Raw genomic sequence first — 17,947 nt, forward strand, 5'->3', positions numbered from 1 at the left:
AATCTTCAAACCCTTCCTTCAATTATTGGCTTGTTTTTTTTCCCTTTTTGCTTGTCCGCCACTAAAGAAATAATTCTCCTCATTTTTTATGTCCATTTTTTGAAAGTTTTTTGATCTGACGTTTTTCCCTATATAATGTGATTTTTATCATTGTTTATATCTGTATATTTTTTATAGTAATATTGTAGGTTTATTTTTACTATATTTCTCTTCTTCTTCTTTAGACCACAGCATAATGCAATATTAAAAATTCCTGTTTCATGTAAGCGTTATAAGTTACCGCCAGTACATCCTCAGAATTACACAATAAGAAAAAACTTCATAGTTTTGTACTATGCCTATATTGCGATTCATATATCGTAATATCAAGCTTTTTCAAATAAAGGAAAAGAAATCGTTTTCATATTTTTATCCTATTGAGGAGGGAAGTTTAACATGCACATTGTCGTCTGTGTCAAGCAAGTCCCTGATACTAAAATTATTAAAATTAACCCCAAAACCAACACACTCGACCGCCGCAGTGCACCTGCCATTCTTAATCCATACGATGCACACGCGGTCCAGGAGGCAGTAAAAATCATAGAAAAGACAGGCGGAACTATTTCTGTCCTATCCATGGGACCACCCCAGGCGACAGCGGTTATAAAGAAAAGCATCGAAATAGGTGCTGACAGAGGGTATTTAATCTCTGACCGGGCCTTCGCAGGTGCTGACACCCTCGCAACCAGCTATGCGTTATCGAAGGCGCTGGAGAGAATCGGAAAGGACCTTCCTGTGGACATGGTCATTTGCGGTAAACATGCAATTGATGGTGATACAGGCCAGGTTGGACCGGGTATTGCAAGACGGATGGATATTCCTCCTGTTACCAATGTAATTGAAGTAACAGAGGTGAACGAGCAGGAAAAAACAGTTTTAATCAAAAGGAAATCAACAAATGGCAATGAATTGATCCAGGCAGATTTACCTTGTCTGCTGACAGTAGAAAAGGAAATTAATAATATAGAATATTCTCCGCTTCCCAACATGATTAAGGCAGTACGATATGAACCAGTAATATGGACGGTAGCAGATTTGGAAAATGTTGAGTGCACCCAGTTGGGATTAAAGGGCTCTCCAACGATCGTAGGTAAAATGTTTACTCCTCCAAAACCAGAGGGCGGAAAAAGGCTTGAGGGTTCATCAGACGAGCAGGTAAAACAGCTAATGGGGATTTTAATGGAGAAAAAAGAGCTTTTAACTCTTCAATCTTCCAAATAAATTAACAATCGAACTAGCAAGGAGGAGTAACAATGAAACTGGAAGAATACCAGGGGGTCTGGGTATTCATTGAGCAAAACGATAGAGTAATAGAAGGAGTTTCTCTCGAATTGCTTGGTGCAGGCCGAAAACTTGCAGATAAATTAAATGTTTCACTGGCGGGAGTTTTGCTTGGTGAAGGAATAAAGCCTTTGGCTTCGGAGGTTATTACAGGCGGAGCAGATGAAGTTTATGTTATCGATCATCCGGTTCTGAAGGATTACCGGACTGAATCCTATATGAAATGTATAATGCTGCTTGCCGAAAAATATAAACCGGAAATTTTCCTTTATGGTGCTACTCCGAATGGGAAGGATTTGGCCAGCGCAGTAGCGACTGACCTGAATACCGGATTGACAGCAGATACCACTATGCTTGATGTGGATGTAGATAACAGGCTGCTTGAGGCAAGCCGTCCAGCATTTGGCGGTAATATCATGGCAACCATTCTCTGTAAAAAACACCGTCCGCAAATGGCCACTGTAAGGCCCAAGGTTATGAAAGCTCTTGAACCTGATACTGCACGGGCGGGTAAAATTATCGAAGAAACCATATCTCTTGCAGAAGAAGATATGCGGACAAAGGTTTTCCAAATTGTGAAGGATGTAACAAAAAAAGCCAGCCTTGCAGAGGCACATGTCATAGTTTGCGGTGGAAAAGGCATGGGAGACCTCCAAAACTTCGGATTGTTATATGAGCTTGCCGAAACAATTGGTGCTAGTGTTGGCGGAACTCGTGACGTTGTTGAAGCTGGATGGCTTCCTCATCATTTGCAAATCGGGCAGACTGGTGAAACGGTCACACCAAAAATCTACTTCGCTGTTGCCGTGTCAGGGGCAATCCAGCATGTGGTAGGAATGAAAAACTCAGAAATCATTATTGCTATAAATAAAGATCCAAATGCGCCTATATTTGATGTAGCCACATATGGAATTGTAGGAGACGCCATGGAAATCATTCCAAAATTAATCGAGGAATTTAAACAAGTTCCTATCAATCAAGGGGGTGAAATCAGCTATGCCTGAAAAATTTGACGTAATCGTTGTAGGAGCAGGACCTGCAGGCACAGCCTGTGCACTTCAAACCGCTAGGGCAGGGTTAAAAGTTCTTTTAATTGAGAGAGGCGAATACCCGGGAAGCAAGAACGTTATGGGCGGAGTTTTATACCGTAAACAACTAGAGGAACTCATTCCTGAATTTTGGAAAGAGGCTCCATTGGAGAGGCCTATAATTGAGCAGCGTTTCTGGATGCTGGATAAAGAGTCGGTTGTTTCCTTCGGTTATAAAGGATTGGAATGGGGAGCAGAGCCATACAACAACTTTACTATTTTAAGAGCACAGTTTGATCAGTGGTTTGCTCAAAAAGCGGTTGAAGCAGGAGCGCTTCTAATTAATGAAACTGTGGTTACAGAATGTATTGTAGAAAACAGCAAGGTTATTGGGGTTAGGACCGACCGTCCTGATGGAGAGCTCTATGCAGATGTAGTAGTTCTTGCTGATGGCGTAAACTCACTTCTGTCCAAGCAGCTTGGTTTCCATAAGGAATTCAGACCCGATGAGGTAGCACTCACTGTTATGGAAGTTATCAACATGCCAAAAGAAAAAATAAATGACCGGTTTAACTTAGAGGAAAATCAGGGAACAACCATTGAAATTTTTGGTGATTCTACTAAGGGGAATCTTGGTACAGCCTTCCTTTACACAAATAAGGAAAGCTTAAATATTGGGGTTGGAACTACGCTATCGAGCATGATAAAAGCTAGGCTGAAACCGTATGATCTGCTTGATTATCTTAAAAACCATCCATTGGTCAAACCTATTCTTCAGGGAGGCGAGTCAGCGGAATATCTGGCCCACCTTATACCGGAAGGCGGTTTCCGTTCTGTTCCAAAGGTTGCCGGAAATGGTGTCCTCGTAGTTGGGGATGCAGCACAGCTTGTTAATGCGATTCACCGTGAAGGTTCTAATATGGCCATGTATTCTGGTAAATTGGCTGCAGAAGCAGTAATTAAAGCAAAGGAAAGAAATAATTACAGTGAATCAAGCCTGAACAGCTACCGTGAAGCTTTATACGGAAGCTTTATCATGAAGGATCTAGAGAAATATAAAGATGCTGCCCATATCTTTGAAAAGCACCCGCAATATTTTAAAGAATATGTACCAATGATGAATAAAGCAATGAGCAAATTCTTTACGGTAGATGGTACACCAAAACGTGACAAACAAAAACAAATTATGAAGAGCATTACAGCAGAAAGAGGCACAATCCGTGTGATTCAGGACATGTATCGTGCCTGGAAGGCGGTGAAATAAATGTCTACAAAAAACATCGAGGAAAAACAATATCTGCTAAGATTTAAGTGTGATACGAAATCCCATTTAACGATATTGGATCATGATGTTTGCATGACAAATTGCCCCGATAAGCTTTGTACAGTGTTTTGCCCTGCAGAGGTATATAAATGGGAAGGAAAACGTATGCAGGTAGGATATGAGGGCTGCCATGAGTGCGGCAGCTGCCGGATCGGATGCCCGTATCAAAACATCAAATGGGAATATCCAAAAGGCGGACACGGAATCGTTTTCAGAATGGCTTAAAAAACAAAAGGCTTTCCCTCTATAAAAGGAGGGAAGCCTTTTTTGCACACATAAATAACTTTCAGGGAAATACTGAAACGGTAAGAGGGATACGATATTCAAGGTGACTTATTTTCCGGGAAATTTAGCATAAAAGGGGAAAATTGTCATATTAACACTATATGTATGGTTATTCACAAGGAGGTTCAAAAAAGAGGTGAAGCAAGGGGATATTGAAGTGTGGATTAACTTATTTTTTCTTGAAGGCCTGAGGCAAAAATCTCGTCATTTATACTAAAGCTTGCATATGATCTTGCCAGTTCAGCGGCATTATTGAACGAATCAAACAGCTGTGATGAAAAGTAGGGATGTTTCCATGAAAAAGATCCTTCCGAGTCAGCTGGGTATATACTCACCTTCCAATGATAATATTCTGTATCTTCGAACGCTGGCTCACCTTCCAGAGCAATTAGCCAGTGTGTGGAGCGGACCTGATCCGAAGGAGTTATTTCTGCTTCTAAAAGTGCGAGCTGATCTTTTAAGCCAATTGGAATTAATGCTGTCTGATAAAAATCCCGGTAATTAGGATTGTACATAATTTAGCCCTCCCTATAGCTTCTATAACTACATTATATGTGAATTTACAGCATTATTTCGGTTTAAATGTTAAAATTTTAAGAAATTTAAAAACGCTTCCAATGCTTTTGGAAAGGCTTTGTTAATCTTGCCTGTTGATTTCCGCTCCCGGCGCTCGCGTTCCACGGGCGGTCCGGGAGCCTGTCAAACTCAGCGCCTAGCCCCTCGAGGTCGCTTCGGTTTTGACTTTGAAGTAAAGAACGACTTCATTGTCAGGCCTTCCAGCGCTTGTCGGGGCAGAACAAGACGCTTCCGTTCTTTTTTCTCCCCTGGCCCGCTTTTCCCGCAGGACATTGAATAGCTCCCTTGAAATCGCCCCCGCACGAAGGAAATGCGATAGCGTTTCCGAGGAGTCTCGCTCCTTTTGCTTCAATCAAATTAAGGAAAAATCAACAATGAGCTTTACAGAGTCTTTTGTAAAATGTATATCCAATTTTTAAATTTTATTATTAAAGACTTGAAAAGTGACAGGCATCACAACTATTTTTTATTGCCAGCGTTATACTGAGTTCATAAAAGTTTGAGAGGAGCTATATAAATGAACGGCTGTACGAATGCATTTGGCGGTATGCCAACAGGTGAATTATCCGTAGGTTTAAAGCAATTAAAAAGTGAACACCCGTCATTATTAGATAAATTGGAAGTTCAATTTAATCTTGTTCAGCAAATTGAAAAGGATCTAAATAGAGAGAATAATTTTATTGAATTAATTCGCAGGGTGTCAGAGTTTATGGCAGAGCTTGAACCACATTCAAAAAGGGAAGAGGGAGTTCTTTTTCCAATGATGGGTGCCTATATTGGAACCACATCTGGCCCAATTGCAGTGATGGAATATGAGCATGACCAGGCAAAAGGCTATATTGGGTCCTTCCTAAAAACTGCTTTGGAGGATCGTGTCCTATCAATTGATGAAATAAAGGAACAAGCACAATTAATAAAAAGTGCGTATTTCACATTGACCGAGCATTTTGCAAAAGAAGAAAATGTCCTTTTCCCGATGGCGGAAAGAATGCTTTCTGATGAGGAAAAAGAAGAACTTGCAAGGAAAATTAAAGAGATTAAGTAAAGAATGGGACGCCCCATTCTTTTTTTTATTTCTTTATTAAATTTTTCTGAAATTTAAACTATAATTTAACTAATTGGAAGGTATCACCATTCCTGTGAATTAAAAGTAAATTTATTACGCCAAAGGAGGTCAGCAGAGTCTTTTTCTACAGCCTGGCAGTTGCGGGTAATAATTTTCACTACCTTTGTTGCCTGAGAGTACTTTTGCATCTGCTGCAGATGGCAGCTATTTCAGTGGCAGCTTCTATAATACAAAAGGAAGATAGTACAGTAAGAGGGCAGGCCTTAGGTAGCCAGGCTTTTTTTAATCGTTTAGACTTTTTTGTGGGCTTCGATGCAGCGCCGCGGCTTTGCAGGAAACATCTTGCAAGGTATATTGGCATCATGGGTTATATATTTTTATAAGAAGGTAAAGGTGGGGCAATTTGGAAGAAACAGTTGAGAGATTATTTAAAAGTGATATACTTCAAGATTTAATGGCAAGATTTGATGCAGCTGGTGAGTATAAAAAACTGGGAGACTTTGAAAATTATGTTTTTGAAGTTACCTACCGGGGGAAACCTGCTATTCTTCGTGTTACTCACAGCTCACACAGAAAAAAAGAGGAAATCGATTCTGAGCTTGAATGGATGGACTATTTGCAAAAAAACGGAGTCACCTGTCCGGGATGCTTTCGTTCAAAGCAGCAGCTTTTGGTGGAGACTGCTGTAGCTGAGGACGGGTCGAATTTTTATGCCTGCTTATATACTAAAGCCCCAGGTTCTTTGGTTAAAGTTGGATCTGCTGAATTTAATGATAAGCTCTTTTTTTCTTGGGGTGAAGTAATAGGTAAAATGCATGCAGTAACAAAAAATTATAAGCCCTCAGGCCATAAAAGGCCTTCTTGGGACGAAGAAGAGCTTTTGGACATTGAACAATATGTTTCAGAGAATGATATTGTCATGAATACAAACGCCATAATTAAAGAGCTGGAAAGTCTTCCTGCGAATAACAGCAATTATGGGCTTATTCATTCAGATGTACATTCCGGTAATTTTTTCTTTGATGGTGAAACCGTTCATGTATTCGATTTTGATGATTGCAGTTATCACTGGTTTGCTTCTGATATTGCCATTCCACTCTATTATTCTCTTCTTTATGGTTTCACCGGGAACGACGAAGCAGAAGCGAAAAAGTTTTCGGTTAACTTTTACCAGAAGTTCTTAACTGGATATCAGAAACATAACGAACTGCCAGCAGATCTATTCAAACATCTTCCGCTTTTTTTACGGCTCAGGGATATAACCCTGTATTCAGTTCTGGAAAAAAAGATTCCTTTGGAAGAAAGGAATGAATATACCCTTAATATGATGGATAAAATTAGAAATCGGATCCTTTCAAACAGGGCCATCATTGATCTTTCAGAGGATGAAATAATGACGGTAAACTCCTAATCTCAGAAAAAAGTAAAAACCTGCCTTTCATTTGAAGGGCAGCTTTTTATTCTTTAAAGTACTAATTTCCATTAGCAAAGGAGTGGCAGCGAAATAAATACTGTAGTACCCACAGACAGTGTACTTTCAATGGAAATATTACCGCCCATTGATTCAATAATTCGCTTGCAAATCACGAGTCCTAGTCCCGTTCCTGTATCCTTGGAGGTATAAAAAGGATGGAAGATCTTTTCTAAATCTTTTTTTTGTATTCCTTCCCCAGTATCTGCAATTTCTAATTTTGCTTCTTTCTCTGTTTTATATAGGCGGATTGTGAGCGTTCCGCCACTTTTCATTGATTCAAAGGAATTTTTGGAGAGGTTTAAAAGAACCTGTTTAATCTGGTCCTTTATTCCCTCTATCCTTATTGGTTCAGAGGGAACCTCCCAGGAACATACGGAGCTATAGGAATTTCCTTCTGAAATAATGAGAGGCTGCAATTCGCTTACAATTGCGGACATATCGATTATTTCCCTGTTTTGGGCAGTAGGTTTTCCCAGAATTAGAAACTCACTTGCAATTTCATTAATTCGCTGAAGTTCTGTGTCAATGACCTGAAAATAATATTGGTCATTAGCATCTTTATACTTCTCTCCGAGCAGCTGCAGAAGCCCTTTTATGCCTGTAAGAGGGTTCCGGATCTCATGGGCTGTACTGGCTGCAAGTGTGCCAACCAATTCAAGTTTTTGTGCTTCATATTGAAGTCTTTCTTTTTCAGCCTGCCTTTTTAAAAGCACATATTTGATTAATAAATAGAAAACATGGGATATAATTAAAAGAAGAATCAAATTTTTTATTAATGTCTTAATAATCGTACTGTAATCTGGAGCTGGCAGCTGGACATGAATAGTCCAGGGGAGCCTGTTGATTGGTTTTACCAGCCAATCAGTACCTGTAAGCTTACTATCTTTATCAATATTAATCTTAAGAATTGGCTCTTGATCTGCATTTGCTATATAAAGCTTTGCATCCGGAGTTACTAATTTCATAATATTTTTCAAATAGCCTATTCTTAAATAGGCTACAAGAATCGCACTTAGTTCACCTTTATTATCCAAAACTGGAGAAGCAAGCCCGATAATTTCCTGATGATTGCTTATATATTCAGGATGATTCGAAATCACAGTATCTTTGGTCTGTATAAGTTCCTTAATATAATCCTTGTTTGCAAGGAGAGAACTGTCTGGAAGGAAGTTGGAACCAACTAATTTTATTCCTGCACTATCGAGTAAATAAAGTCCGCCATACCGTGAATCTCTTTGCTGAATATCCCTTAATAGTGGCTCGTTTTTCTGAGGAAAACCGCTATTAATTTTGGCGGAAAGGGAGACGATATCCAAGCTGGTATCAGTTTGGGTTATAAACTCGTCCCAGCTTTGCTGATGAATAGTACCTATCCATTCCGCTTTCTCCTTTCGAATCTGCGTATCTTTTTTTAAAAGATCGTGATAAAAATAACCAGTTCCCAGAAGAAAAGGGAGAATCACGAGGAGAATATATACGATAATATTTTTCTGATGTATATTCATAGGTAATATCCTTAGGTCATTAGTAGGTAAATATGAGTCTATTATAGCATTATCAGCAGGTTTAGGGGAGATTCTGTATTGGAATAAATCTGTTCTTTCCCGGTTGATTCCAAGGTAAATTGACAGGATGCATTTATTTTCATATAATAATTTTGAATTCGAGATAATTCTATTACCCAAAAGGATTGATTTCTATGGAAAATGAATCAGTATCACAATCCCTTAAGTTGTTTATCGTATTGTCCAGAGCTTATAAAGCTCTTAATGAACATGTTAATAGATATATACAAGAGCATGGCTTAAACCCTACAGAATTTGCAGTTATGGAGCTTTTATTTCACAAAGGTGATCAGCCGATGCAGCAAATTGGCAGTAAGATCCTTTTAGCCAGTGGCAGTATCACATATGTTGTCGACAAGCTGGAACAAAAGGGAATGCTTAGAAGGATTGCCTGTCCAAAAGACCGAAGGGTAACCTATGCTCAGATAACGGATGAGGGAAAACAATTTATTGAAGGGATTTTTCCTGAACATGCACAGAGAATACATGAATTGATGTCCAGCCTGGACATCCAGGAAAAAGAGGAAGCGATCAGGCTCCTAAAAAAACTTGGGATCCCTGCAGGGAAGTTTTAAAAATACGGTGAAAACCGTATTTTTTTTATTATTTTCGTATATCGAAGGGAATTAGGTGTCTAGTGTCGAATAAGACTCTTGGAACTTAATAAAAGGGGGATTTTAAATGAAATTCGAGGACTATACATACGAACGTCCCAACCTGGAAGAGGTTAGCGAAACTTTCAATGAACTGCTTGTTAAGTTTGAACAGGCTGCTACAGTTGAAGAGCAAAGTGAAGTGATGAATCAAATAAATGGGATTCGTCATGATATTGGAACAATGTTTACATTATGTTCTATCCGCCATTCTATTGATACCAATGATGAATTTTACAAGAATGAACAGGATTACATGGATGAAATTCAGCCAGAGGTAGAAGGTTTGGTAACAAAGTATTACCAGTCTTTAGTAAATTCAAAGTTTCGTGGACAGCTTGAAGAAAAATGGGGAAGACAGTTATTCGCACTTGCTGAAGGACAGCTAAAAACCTTTAAGCCGGAAATTGTGCCACTTTTACAAAAGGAAAATAAGCTCTCGACTGAATATACAAAGCTTGCTGCATCTGCCAAAATTCCTTTTGAGGGTGAAGAGCGGACACTGGCACAGATGGGACCCTTTGCCCAATCCACTGATAGAGAGATGAGGAAAAAAGCTGTTACTGCTACTTCAGGTTTCTTTGCTGAGCACGAAAAAGAGTTCGACCGTATTTATGATGAACTTGTAAAAGTAAGAACAGAAATCGCCTACAAGCTGGGATACAAAAACTTTGTTGAGCTTGGCTATTATCGTATGATGCGTACCGATTATAATGCAGAAATGGTCGCAAAGTTCCGACAGCAGGTGAAGGATTTTATTGTTCCAATCACAACCAAACTTCGTGAACGCCAGCAGCAAAGAATCGGAGTAGAGGAATTAAAGTTTTATGATGAAAACTTTGAATTTCAAACAGGCAACGCTGCGCCAAAAGGAAGCCCTGAGTGGATTATTGAAAATGGGCAGAAAATGTATAATGAATTATCAAAGGAAACCGGCGAGTTTTTCAAATTCATGAATGACAACAATCTGATGGATCTTGTAGCGAAAAAGGGAAAAGCGGGTGGCGGATATTGCACCTATATAGAAAATCATAAATCCCCATTTATTTTCTCTAACTTTAATGGAACTTCAGGGGATATTGATGTTCTTACTCATGAAGCTGGGCATGCATTCCAAGTATATTCCAGCCGTCATTTTGAGATTCCTGAGTATAACTGGCCAACCTATGAGGCATGTGAAATTCATTCTATGAGTATGGAATTCTTTACATGGCCTTGGATGGAGCTCTTCTTCAAAGAAGATGCAGATAAATATAAATTCGCTCACTTAAGCGGTGGTCTGTTATTCCTTCCTTATGGTGTATCTGTTGATGAGTTCCAGCATTGGGTATATGAAAATCCTGATGCTACTCCAGAAGAGCGTAAAAATAAGTGGAGAGAAATTGAGAAGAAGTATCTCCCACACCGCGATTACGATGGTATTGAGTATTTGGAAAATGGTGGCTTCTGGCAGCGTCAAGGCCATATTTACAGCTCTCCGTTCTATTATATTGATTATACGCTTGCCCAAATCTGTGCCTTCCAGTTCTGGAAACGTTCCAGAGAAAACCAGGAGGAAGCATGGAAGGATTATGCACATCTTTGCCAGCTTGGAGGCAGCATGAGTTTCACAAAGCTGGTTGAGGAAGCAAACCTCATTTCTCCGTTTGAAGAAGGCTGTGTAGAGTCTGTAGTAGGTGAAATCGAAAACTGGCTAAGTTCGGTTGAGGATAAAAATTTATAATTAAAAAAAGCGAAGCTATTACCGGCTTCGCTTTCTCTTTTTATTCTGTTCCAAGGCTTTGTTAGGTCAATGGGATTAATTATTTATTTAATTCAACCGGTGCTTTTTCAGTAAAGGTAATTTCATCATTTACAAGCTCAGCTTTTAAGGCAATTGCTTCAGGCTGATCCAGAATAAAATCAGCAATCCTATCTTCAAGCTGCTCCTGGATGACACGGCGTAGAGGACGAGCACCAAAGGCAGGGTGGTAGCCGAGTTCAGCTAAACGTGCTTTCACTCCCTCTGTCACCTCAAGGCATAAACCTTGTTCTTTAAGTGTTTCATGGAGATCACCAAGCATTAGTTCAACAATCTCAAGTAAATGTTCCTTATCAAGAGATTTAAACTCAATGATGCTATCGAAACGGTTTAAAAATTCTGGCTTGAAGAAGCTTCCTAGAGAATCAAGAATGCTTGCTTCTTCGATGGCTTCATTTCGGCCAAATCCTACATGGATAGGTTTAAATGAGGTTCCTGCATTACTTGTCATGATTATCACACTGTCTTTAAAGCTTACTGTTCTTCCCTGGCTGTCAGTTAAGCGGCCGTCTTCCAGAATTTGAAGGAACATATGCTGTACATCCGGATGCGCTTTTTCAATTTCATCCAACAGAATAATACTGTACGGATTTCTGCGCACTTTTTCTGTCAACTGGCCAGCTTCCTCGTGGCCAACATATCCAGGTGGTGAACCAATTAACTTAGATACACTGTGTTTCTCCATGTATTCGCTCATATCAAGGCGGATCATGCTATCCTTTGTACCGAACAGCTCTTCTGCAAGAGTTTTAGTAAGCTCTGTTTTACCGACACCTGTTGGTCCTACAAAGAGGAAGGATCCGATGGGGCGATGCTTCGGCTTCAAGCCTGCACGGCTTCGTTTAATAGCCTTCGCTACCTTTCTTACAGCATCTTCCTGTCCGATTACTTTATGTTTCATTTTATCTTCAAGATTTTTCAATTTAACCTGATCATCTGCCTGAAGTTTACCAACTGGGATGCCAGTTTTATCTTCAATCAGATTTTGAATCATTTCTGCCTCCACTACAGGAAGTCCTGAGGCATTTTCAGTATTTAATTGTTTCTCAATTTTGGCCTCTTCATCCCGTAGTTTTGCAGCTGCTTCGTAATTTTCTTCATTAAGAGCCTTCTCTTTTTCCTGTCCGATTTCCTGAAGACGCAGTTCTAGTTGTTTGCTATCTTTATAATCAGCAGTCAAATTAAGTTTTGAACCGGCTTCATCCAGAAGGTCAATGGCCTTGTCGGGGAGGAAGCGGTCTTGGATGTAACGATGGGAAAGTGTTACACAAGCTTTAATTGCTTCTTCAGAATATTTTACCTGGTGATATTGTTCATATTTAGACTGAATTCCTTTTAGGATTTCAATTGTATCTGCCGTTGATGGTTCATGTACATGAATTGGCTGGAAGCGGCGTTCAAGAGCAGCGTCCTTTTCAATCTTGCGGTACTCTTTAAGAGTAGTGGCACCTAGAACCTGTAACTCACCTCTTGATAAAGCTGGTTTCAGGATATTTCCTGCATCCATAGAGCCCTCAGCAGAACCGGCACCAACGAGAAGATGGATTTCATCAATGAACAGAATAATATTTTTACGCTCTTGCAGCTCTGAGATAAGTTGTTTCATTCTTTCCTCGAATTGGCCGCGGATACCTGTATTTGCAACTAATGAAGCTACATCTAAAAGATATACTTCTTTTTTCTTCAATTTCTCAGGTACATCTCCGGCAACAATTTTTTCTGCCAGCCCTTCAGCTATTGCTGTTTTACCAACACCTGGTTCTCCTATTAAAACTGGATTATTTTTATTTCTTCTATTTAAGACTTCAATCACACGCATAACTTCTTTATCACGGCCAATAACAGGTTCCATTAGGCCCGCTTTGGCCATGTGAGTTATGTTCCGGCCGAATTGATCCAGGAAACCGCCATTACCATTCTGCTGCTGTGCTGCAGGGGATTTTTTAGCGTTACCCATTTGTCCCAGGTTGTTTCCCTTAAATAAATCCTCAAATGGGAAGCCAGAGAACGGGCTCATGCCAGAACCAAAATTTGCTCCGAAAGCTTTCTTTTCTTTCGAGAAACAAGAATTACATATCTGAAGTTCGGTCTTTTGACCATTTATAATCATATTAACGTGAAGGTTGGCTTGGTTTTCATTACACATTTGACATAGCATAAGTAAAAAACCTCCTTAAAATTAAACTAACTTTATAGGTCTTTGTCTTTGACTATATTTGACCTTTATGAACCCAGTATACTCTGACCTTTTTTGACTTTCAAGATATTTGCCTGTGGTATTTTATTCCACGAACAAGATAAAAAGCCATGTCTTTGTTTGTCCATACCTACATATATTGGGAAGGGAGGAGGAATCTATGTGAAGAGAAATTGGGGAGCTGCCTTCCAAGTCGCGGCTGTTTATGTTGGAACAGTAGTAGGTGCAGGCTTTGCAACTGGAAAAGAGATTGTAGAGTTTTTCACGCGATTTGGGCTGGTGGGATTTATTAGTATTTTAGTGAGTGGCTATATACTTGTATATATGGGTTCAAAATTAATGGTGATGTCATTAAGGATAGGGGCAAAGTCCTATCAGGAATTAAATGAATATTTATTTGGCAGGTGGGCTGGCAGCGCCATCAATATAATTATGGGGATTATGCTTTTGGGAGTAACTGCAGTAATGCTGTCAGGAGCAGGGGCAGTTTTTGAGGAACAGCTGGGATTCTCCAAGAATTTGGGTATTATGGTTACCATCATATTATCCTTGCTGACCATGATGGTCGGAACAAAAGGACTTTTTGCTGTTAATTCTTTTGTTGTACCTATAATGATTTCTTTTAGTGTCATGCTGATGTTTTTTTCAGTTGGTAAATCAAATTTTATTGATCAGCTGTTCGTTATTCCGCATGCAGATGATGGCTGGAAATCTGTTGTCGCTCCTTTTTCGTATACAGCATTTAATTTAGGTTTGGCTCAGGCTGTTTTGGTGCCGATTGCAGCAGATATTAAGGATGAATGGGCAATAAAATGGGGGGGGATTCTAGGGGGAGCAGCGCTTACTCTTATCCTGGTTTCAAGCCATTTTACTCTAATTATGCTTCCACGGCTTACATCGTATGAAATTCCTATGGCCATTATGATGAAAGGTGCAGCGTCTCAATTATATTGGATATTTATTCTGGTCGTTTATGGAGAAATTTTTACATCCGTAATTGGTAATATATATGGCCTTGAAAGGCAGCTGAAAAAACATTTTGACATTCCAACTCTTATCACTGTCTCGGCTATCTTTGTTGTCTCATATTTTATTAGCCTGGTTAATTACGGTACATTGCTTTCTTTCCTTTATCCTCTGTTTGGCTACGTGAGTCTTATATTTATCATACTATTATGGATGAAGCCTTATCCTGCCAGATAATCAGGATTATTAAAAAAGCCTCGGTTTTCCGGGGCTTTTGCACATCCTTTTATTATTGTTCAGCAGCCATGGTTTTGGCCATTTCGGTAAAAGCATCCTTGTGGTCAGCGTCTTTTTTAGTATAAATGCTTAATTTGACCTTTAGGTCTTTATTATTAATAAGATAGGAAGTAACGACATCATTATCCTTAGATGTTTCCAATCCGATCGCATTCTGGAATAAACCTTCTGCCGGTGGCTGAACTTCTTTTACATCAGGATTAATGGAAGCAAGCTCTGACTTCATATTTTCCTTTACCATTTTGCTATCGAAATCAGGAGAAAGGGTTTCAATACGCATAAAAATAGAGTCGTCCGACTTAAGAAAAAGAATATCACGATTTGGTTCTTCTGATGATAGTTCATATTCAGGCAGCACATATAGTGAATATGAATTGTTCCCGGACTTCTTTAGAAATGCTGTGTTTTCTTTTTTTGCACCGTTTAACTCATATTGCAGGTTCGTTTCCATTAAACGTACCATAGAATTCTGCTGCTGGGTGTCATCCCTTTTTTCCTCAGGCTTGGCGGATGTATCCTGCTGATCTGCGTTAGCGGTCTGTTTGCTTTGTGAATGTTCCTTGCTTCTGTTATTGCTGGCTGATTTTTCTGCTGTTCCACATCCAGCTAGTATGATAGAAGCAATTCCAACAGATGCCATTAGCCTATTCCATTTCATTTGTACTCCTCCTTGTGTTGCCTATATGTTATATTTGTCGAAAAGAGGAAGTAAAAAGTTACAAGACTTGTTTAAAAGGTTTTATTCAAGTGGATAAAGAACAAAAACCATTGCATCGAAAACAAGGTGAGAGATAATAACAAGAGGCATACTTCGTTTCCATATGTAAAGGAGTCCCCATACTAGACCTGATAGAAATGCTGCAAGGATCAATATCCATTGACCGGAGTAAATATGGACAGATGCATATAATATAGAAGCTGCCGCAACACTTTGAAATTTACCAAAGTATTTACTGACCCTTTTTTGGACAAAGCCGCGCCAGAAAATCTCTTCCCCTGGAACTGCAATTAAAAACAGGGCAAAGTAATGCCAGTACTGATAGGGAGAGAACAAGTTGTACAGTGTATTAACTGATGAGTACACGGGAGGATAGATCCACTGCATGGCCTGAAAACCAGTCCAAAAAAGACCATAAAGAAAAAGTCCTGAAATTATTCCATAAAAAAGATAGGGTATTAACCTAGTTTCATCATCTACTTCTTGCAGAAGGATCGTAAAGGTAATCAAAAGTAAGTACGATGCTGTGAAAATATACCAAAAGACCGACTTGTCCTGAAAAGAAAAATATATAAGGAAGTGAGCTATAAAAAATCCTACTAACAGGAGCCAAAAACTTTTTGTTGCTTTCATTAATTGTAATCCTCCTCTAAGAAACACAAAAATCATTTTATCAAAAAAGAGAAGCAAGCCAAAGCTTTTTGTATTATCGCGTTCCTCCATCCCTAAATGCATTTATGCTTTCAAGGATAAAACCAAATATGATGGAAAAAGCTATTGTTATGAAAGGAGGATTTAATATGAGTAAATCTAAAAGTGAAGAAGAACGGGAATGGACTGTACGCAAACAGGACCAGAAACCGCATGGTAAAGTAAAATCCTTTAATGAATTATCAAAGGATCCAGGTAAAACAAATCGCTAAATCGTAATATTCCCTAAGCCCCGTCAATCTTACTTTGTCGGGGTAAGGGTTCCAAGAAATGTTATGATAAACAAAAAGGAGTGAAACCTAATGGGGAGGACGGCATTAATCCTGGGTGCAACAGGCCTAGTGGGAGGATATTTGCTTGATGATATTCTTGAGAATAATAAGTATGAAAGGGTACGTATTATTAGCAGAAGTGAGGTGCTGAAAAAGCATCCTAAACTAGATACATATATTTTGGATTTATCGCAAATGGAAGATGTAAGGGAAGTTTTTAACGTTTCAGATGTTTTTTGCTGTCTTGGTACAACAATGAAAAATGCGGGTTCCAAAGAAGCATTTAAAAAAGTCGATTTGGATTTTCCGATTTTAGCTGCTAAATTGGCGGCTGAAGAGGAAGCAGAGCAGTTTTTAATTGTTTCTGCAATGGGAGCAAGCCGTAACTCCAGTTTCTTTTATAACCGGGTTAAAGGGGAAATGGAAGAAAGGGTAAAATCTTTTCCATTTAACGGGGTTTATATTTTTAGACCTTCGCTGCTGCTTGGGAACAGGAAAGAATTCAGGCTGGGGGAAAAAACAGCAGAAGTGCTTTCCATTCGCCTTCCCTTTCTCTTTAGGGGCAACCTAAAAAAATATGCTCCAGTAAAGGCAGAACAGGTTGCGAAGTTTATGGCCGAAAAAGCAATCAAAGGAGAAAAAGGCATATTTATTTATGAATCAGACGAAATGAACCGCTTACAAAAACAGGAGCAGTCCTAATGGCTGCTCCTGTTTAATAGATTAATTGGCTTTTTCTTTAATAATTCTATAATTTTTGTGATTGATAACAGTTCTTTGTTCAAGCTCCAAATCCCTGTAATTATCCATATATGTTAAATCTACAATTACCGAGTTTTCATTTACCTTTTCCACAACTCCCTGAAGGCCTTCACGAAATTCTATAATATTTCCCACTTCAGCTTTTTTCATTTTATTCTTTCTCCTTTCCCCTGGAAGCGTATTTATCTTTTATAAGTTACAGTTTGCACTACTTTTTTTCGTTCGTAAAGGCTTTTGTGTGACAATTTTAATAATTTGTTAGTAATTAATCTGAAAATTCTTTTTCTTATATATTTTATTTGTTAGCTTTACCTAAAAAAAATTTTACAATAGTATTAATAGGAAGATAGGGGGAATCCATATGACTGAACAATTCGTAAACGAAGTACTTGACCGGCTGGCTTCAGGTGAGTTGTCGGAGTATTTTGTGAAAAAGGATGACTTTTTGCCATTTCGGCAGGTGATTGTGAAAAGGAACGATTTTAAGCATTTTCGCGGAATTGCCCAGCGCGGAGGAGATGTTTTATATGTTTATTTGGAAACTCCAAGAAGCTAGGTTTAAGCTAATAAAGAGTTAATATGAATTATTCCTAATATATTGTTAATTAATCGATGATATAGTAAAATAGTCATGAGGCAAAGGAGGGGTGAATGGTGAAACGGTTTGATAGTTATAAGTACCTTATTCATGAGATAGAGCAGAAAAGGGAAGAAATGATTCTAGCTGCCTTCTGTACAGGTTTTACAAGTTGTGAAACAGTGAAAAAAAGTGAGGAACTTGATAACCTTTTAAATCTTCATCAACAATTTGCCATTAATACAAATTATGATTATGGATTTAACCATTAATAATATTTCAAAGACGTATTCCAAACAGGCGATGCGTCTTTTTTGTTTTGAAAGACCTTTTTTTGGGGAAATTTAAAAGGATA

At 38.9% G+C, this 17,947-nt stretch carries 19 protein-coding genes; 13 read left to right on the forward strand and 6 right to left on the reverse strand.

The annotated features are described in order from the left end of the window. Window positions 1-435 precede the first annotated feature (435 nt). Genes G8761_RS02935 through G8761_RS02950 form a run of 4 tightly spaced genes read left to right on the forward strand, consistent with a single transcriptional unit; the run spans window position 436 to window position 3,897 of the window. Entirely contained in the window at window positions 436-1,260 is an 825-nt protein-coding gene (locus G8761_RS02935) for an electron transfer flavoprotein subunit beta/FixA family protein (RefSeq protein WP_166023509.1), read from the forward strand. A 32-nt stretch (window positions 1,261-1,292) separates the two neighbouring features. Continuing rightward, a complete protein-coding gene (locus G8761_RS02940) occupies window positions 1,293-2,324 on the forward strand; it encodes an electron transfer flavoprotein subunit alpha/FixB family protein (RefSeq protein ID WP_166023511.1) in 1,032 nt (343 codons plus the stop codon). Beyond that, window positions 2,317-3,612 carry an FAD-dependent oxidoreductase gene (locus tag G8761_RS02945; protein WP_166023514.1) on the forward strand — a complete coding sequence of 432 codons (1,296 nt, stop codon included), beginning with the start codon at window positions 2,317-2,319 and terminating at the stop codon, window positions 3,610-3,612. Before G8761_RS02940 ends, G8761_RS02945 begins: the two co-directional genes overlap by 8 nt. After that, window positions 3,613-3,897: a ferredoxin family protein gene (locus G8761_RS02950; RefSeq protein WP_166023515.1), complete on the forward strand. Its 285-nt coding sequence runs from the start codon at window positions 3,613-3,615 to the stop codon at window positions 3,895-3,897. Window positions 3,898-4,121: 224 nt separating this feature from the next. On the opposite strand, the gene G8761_RS02955 is transcribed toward G8761_RS02950, so the two are convergent. Further along, a complete protein-coding gene (locus G8761_RS02955) occupies window positions 4,122-4,472 on the reverse strand; it encodes a hypothetical protein (protein ID WP_166023517.1) in 351 nt (116 codons plus the stop codon). Between the two features lie 578 nt (window positions 4,473-5,050). Between G8761_RS02955 and G8761_RS02960 the strand changes: the two genes are divergently transcribed. Together G8761_RS02960 and G8761_RS02965 are read left to right on the forward strand one after the other, a co-directional pair. Further along, window positions 5,051-5,578 carry a hemerythrin domain-containing protein gene (locus tag G8761_RS02960; protein ID WP_166023519.1) on the forward strand — a complete coding sequence of 176 codons (528 nt, stop codon included), beginning with the start codon at window positions 5,051-5,053 and terminating at the stop codon, window positions 5,576-5,578. 424 nt (window positions 5,579-6,002) lie between these two features. Next, complete coding sequence (locus tag G8761_RS02965; RefSeq protein WP_166023521.1) at window positions 6,003-7,010, forward strand: phosphotransferase enzyme family protein; 1,008 nt, start codon at window positions 6,003-6,005, stop codon at window positions 7,008-7,010. A 71-nt stretch (window positions 7,011-7,081) separates the two neighbouring features. Here the strand turns inward: G8761_RS02965 and G8761_RS02970 are convergent, their stop codons facing one another. Next, entirely contained in the window at window positions 7,082-8,578 is a 1,497-nt protein-coding gene (locus G8761_RS02970) for an ATP-binding protein (protein ID WP_166023523.1), read from the reverse strand. A 194-nt stretch (window positions 8,579-8,772) separates the two neighbouring features. On the opposite strand from G8761_RS02970, the gene G8761_RS02975 reads away from it, so the two are divergent. Both G8761_RS02975 and G8761_RS02980 read left to right on the forward strand, forming a co-directional pair. Further along, a complete protein-coding gene (locus tag G8761_RS02975; protein WP_027323179.1) occupies window positions 8,773-9,213 on the forward strand; it encodes a MarR family winged helix-turn-helix transcriptional regulator in 441 nt (146 codons plus the stop codon). Between the two features lie 106 nt (window positions 9,214-9,319). After that, window positions 9,320-11,014: a M3 family oligoendopeptidase gene (locus tag G8761_RS02980; RefSeq protein ID WP_166023525.1), complete on the forward strand. Its 1,695-nt coding sequence runs from the start codon at window positions 9,320-9,322 to the stop codon at window positions 11,012-11,014. Between the two features lie 79 nt (window positions 11,015-11,093). On the opposite strand, the gene G8761_RS02985 is transcribed toward G8761_RS02980, so the two are convergent. After that, window positions 11,094-13,250 carry an ATP-dependent Clp protease ATP-binding subunit gene (locus G8761_RS02985; RefSeq protein WP_166023527.1) on the reverse strand — a complete coding sequence of 719 codons (2,157 nt, stop codon included), beginning with the start codon at window positions 13,248-13,250 and terminating at the stop codon, window positions 11,094-11,096. Window positions 13,251-13,451: 201 nt separating this feature from the next. Here G8761_RS02985 and G8761_RS02990 point away from each other — a divergent pair, with 201 nt between their 5' ends. Beyond that, on the forward strand, window positions 13,452-14,492 hold the full coding sequence (locus G8761_RS02990) for a GerAB/ArcD/ProY family transporter (RefSeq protein WP_166023528.1): 1,041 nt from the start codon (window positions 13,452-13,454) through the stop codon (window positions 14,490-14,492). 52 nt (window positions 14,493-14,544) lie between these two features. Here G8761_RS02990 and G8761_RS02995 read toward each other — a convergent pair whose 3' ends face one another. Together G8761_RS02995 and G8761_RS03000 are read right to left on the reverse strand one after the other, a co-directional pair. Continuing rightward, window positions 14,545-15,210: a hypothetical protein gene (locus G8761_RS02995; RefSeq protein WP_166023530.1), complete on the reverse strand. Its 666-nt coding sequence runs from the start codon at window positions 15,208-15,210 to the stop codon at window positions 14,545-14,547. A gap of 81 nt (window positions 15,211-15,291) precedes the next feature. Next, window positions 15,292-15,903 (reverse strand): CPBP family intramembrane glutamic endopeptidase, encoded by a 612-nt coding sequence (locus G8761_RS03000; protein ID WP_166023532.1) that lies wholly within the window; start codon window positions 15,901-15,903, stop codon window positions 15,292-15,294. A gap of 167 nt (window positions 15,904-16,070) precedes the next feature. Between G8761_RS03000 and G8761_RS26960 the strand changes: the two genes are divergently transcribed. Both G8761_RS26960 and G8761_RS03005 read left to right on the forward strand, forming a co-directional pair. Then, window positions 16,071-16,193, forward strand: a complete 123-nt coding sequence (locus G8761_RS26960) for a DUF6254 family protein (RefSeq protein ID WP_243449878.1) — start codon at window positions 16,071-16,073, stop codon at window positions 16,191-16,193. Window positions 16,194-16,283: 90 nt separating this feature from the next. Continuing rightward, window positions 16,284-16,955 carry an NAD(P)H-binding protein gene (locus tag G8761_RS03005; protein WP_166023534.1) on the forward strand — a complete coding sequence of 224 codons (672 nt, stop codon included), beginning with the start codon at window positions 16,284-16,286 and terminating at the stop codon, window positions 16,953-16,955. 21 nt (window positions 16,956-16,976) lie between these two features. Here G8761_RS03005 and G8761_RS03010 read toward each other — a convergent pair whose 3' ends face one another. Beyond that, complete coding sequence (locus tag G8761_RS03010; RefSeq protein WP_166023536.1) at window positions 16,977-17,165, reverse strand: YkvS family protein; 189 nt, start codon at window positions 17,163-17,165, stop codon at window positions 16,977-16,979. A gap of 211 nt (window positions 17,166-17,376) precedes the next feature. Between G8761_RS03010 and G8761_RS03015 the strand changes: the two genes are divergently transcribed. Together G8761_RS03015 and G8761_RS03020 are read left to right on the forward strand one after the other, a co-directional pair. Continuing rightward, window positions 17,377-17,571: a hypothetical protein gene (locus tag G8761_RS03015; protein WP_166023538.1), complete on the forward strand. Its 195-nt coding sequence runs from the start codon at window positions 17,377-17,379 to the stop codon at window positions 17,569-17,571. A 95-nt stretch (window positions 17,572-17,666) separates the two neighbouring features. Then, window positions 17,667-17,864, forward strand: a complete 198-nt coding sequence (locus G8761_RS03020; RefSeq protein WP_166023540.1) for an aspartyl-phosphate phosphatase Spo0E family protein — start codon at window positions 17,667-17,669, stop codon at window positions 17,862-17,864. Window positions 17,865-17,947: the final 83 nt, after the last annotated feature.

The organism is Neobacillus terrae (genome assembly GCF_011393025.1).
Taxonomy (GTDB): domain Bacteria; phylum Bacillota; class Bacilli; order Bacillales; family Cytobacillaceae; genus Neobacillus_A; species Neobacillus_A terrae.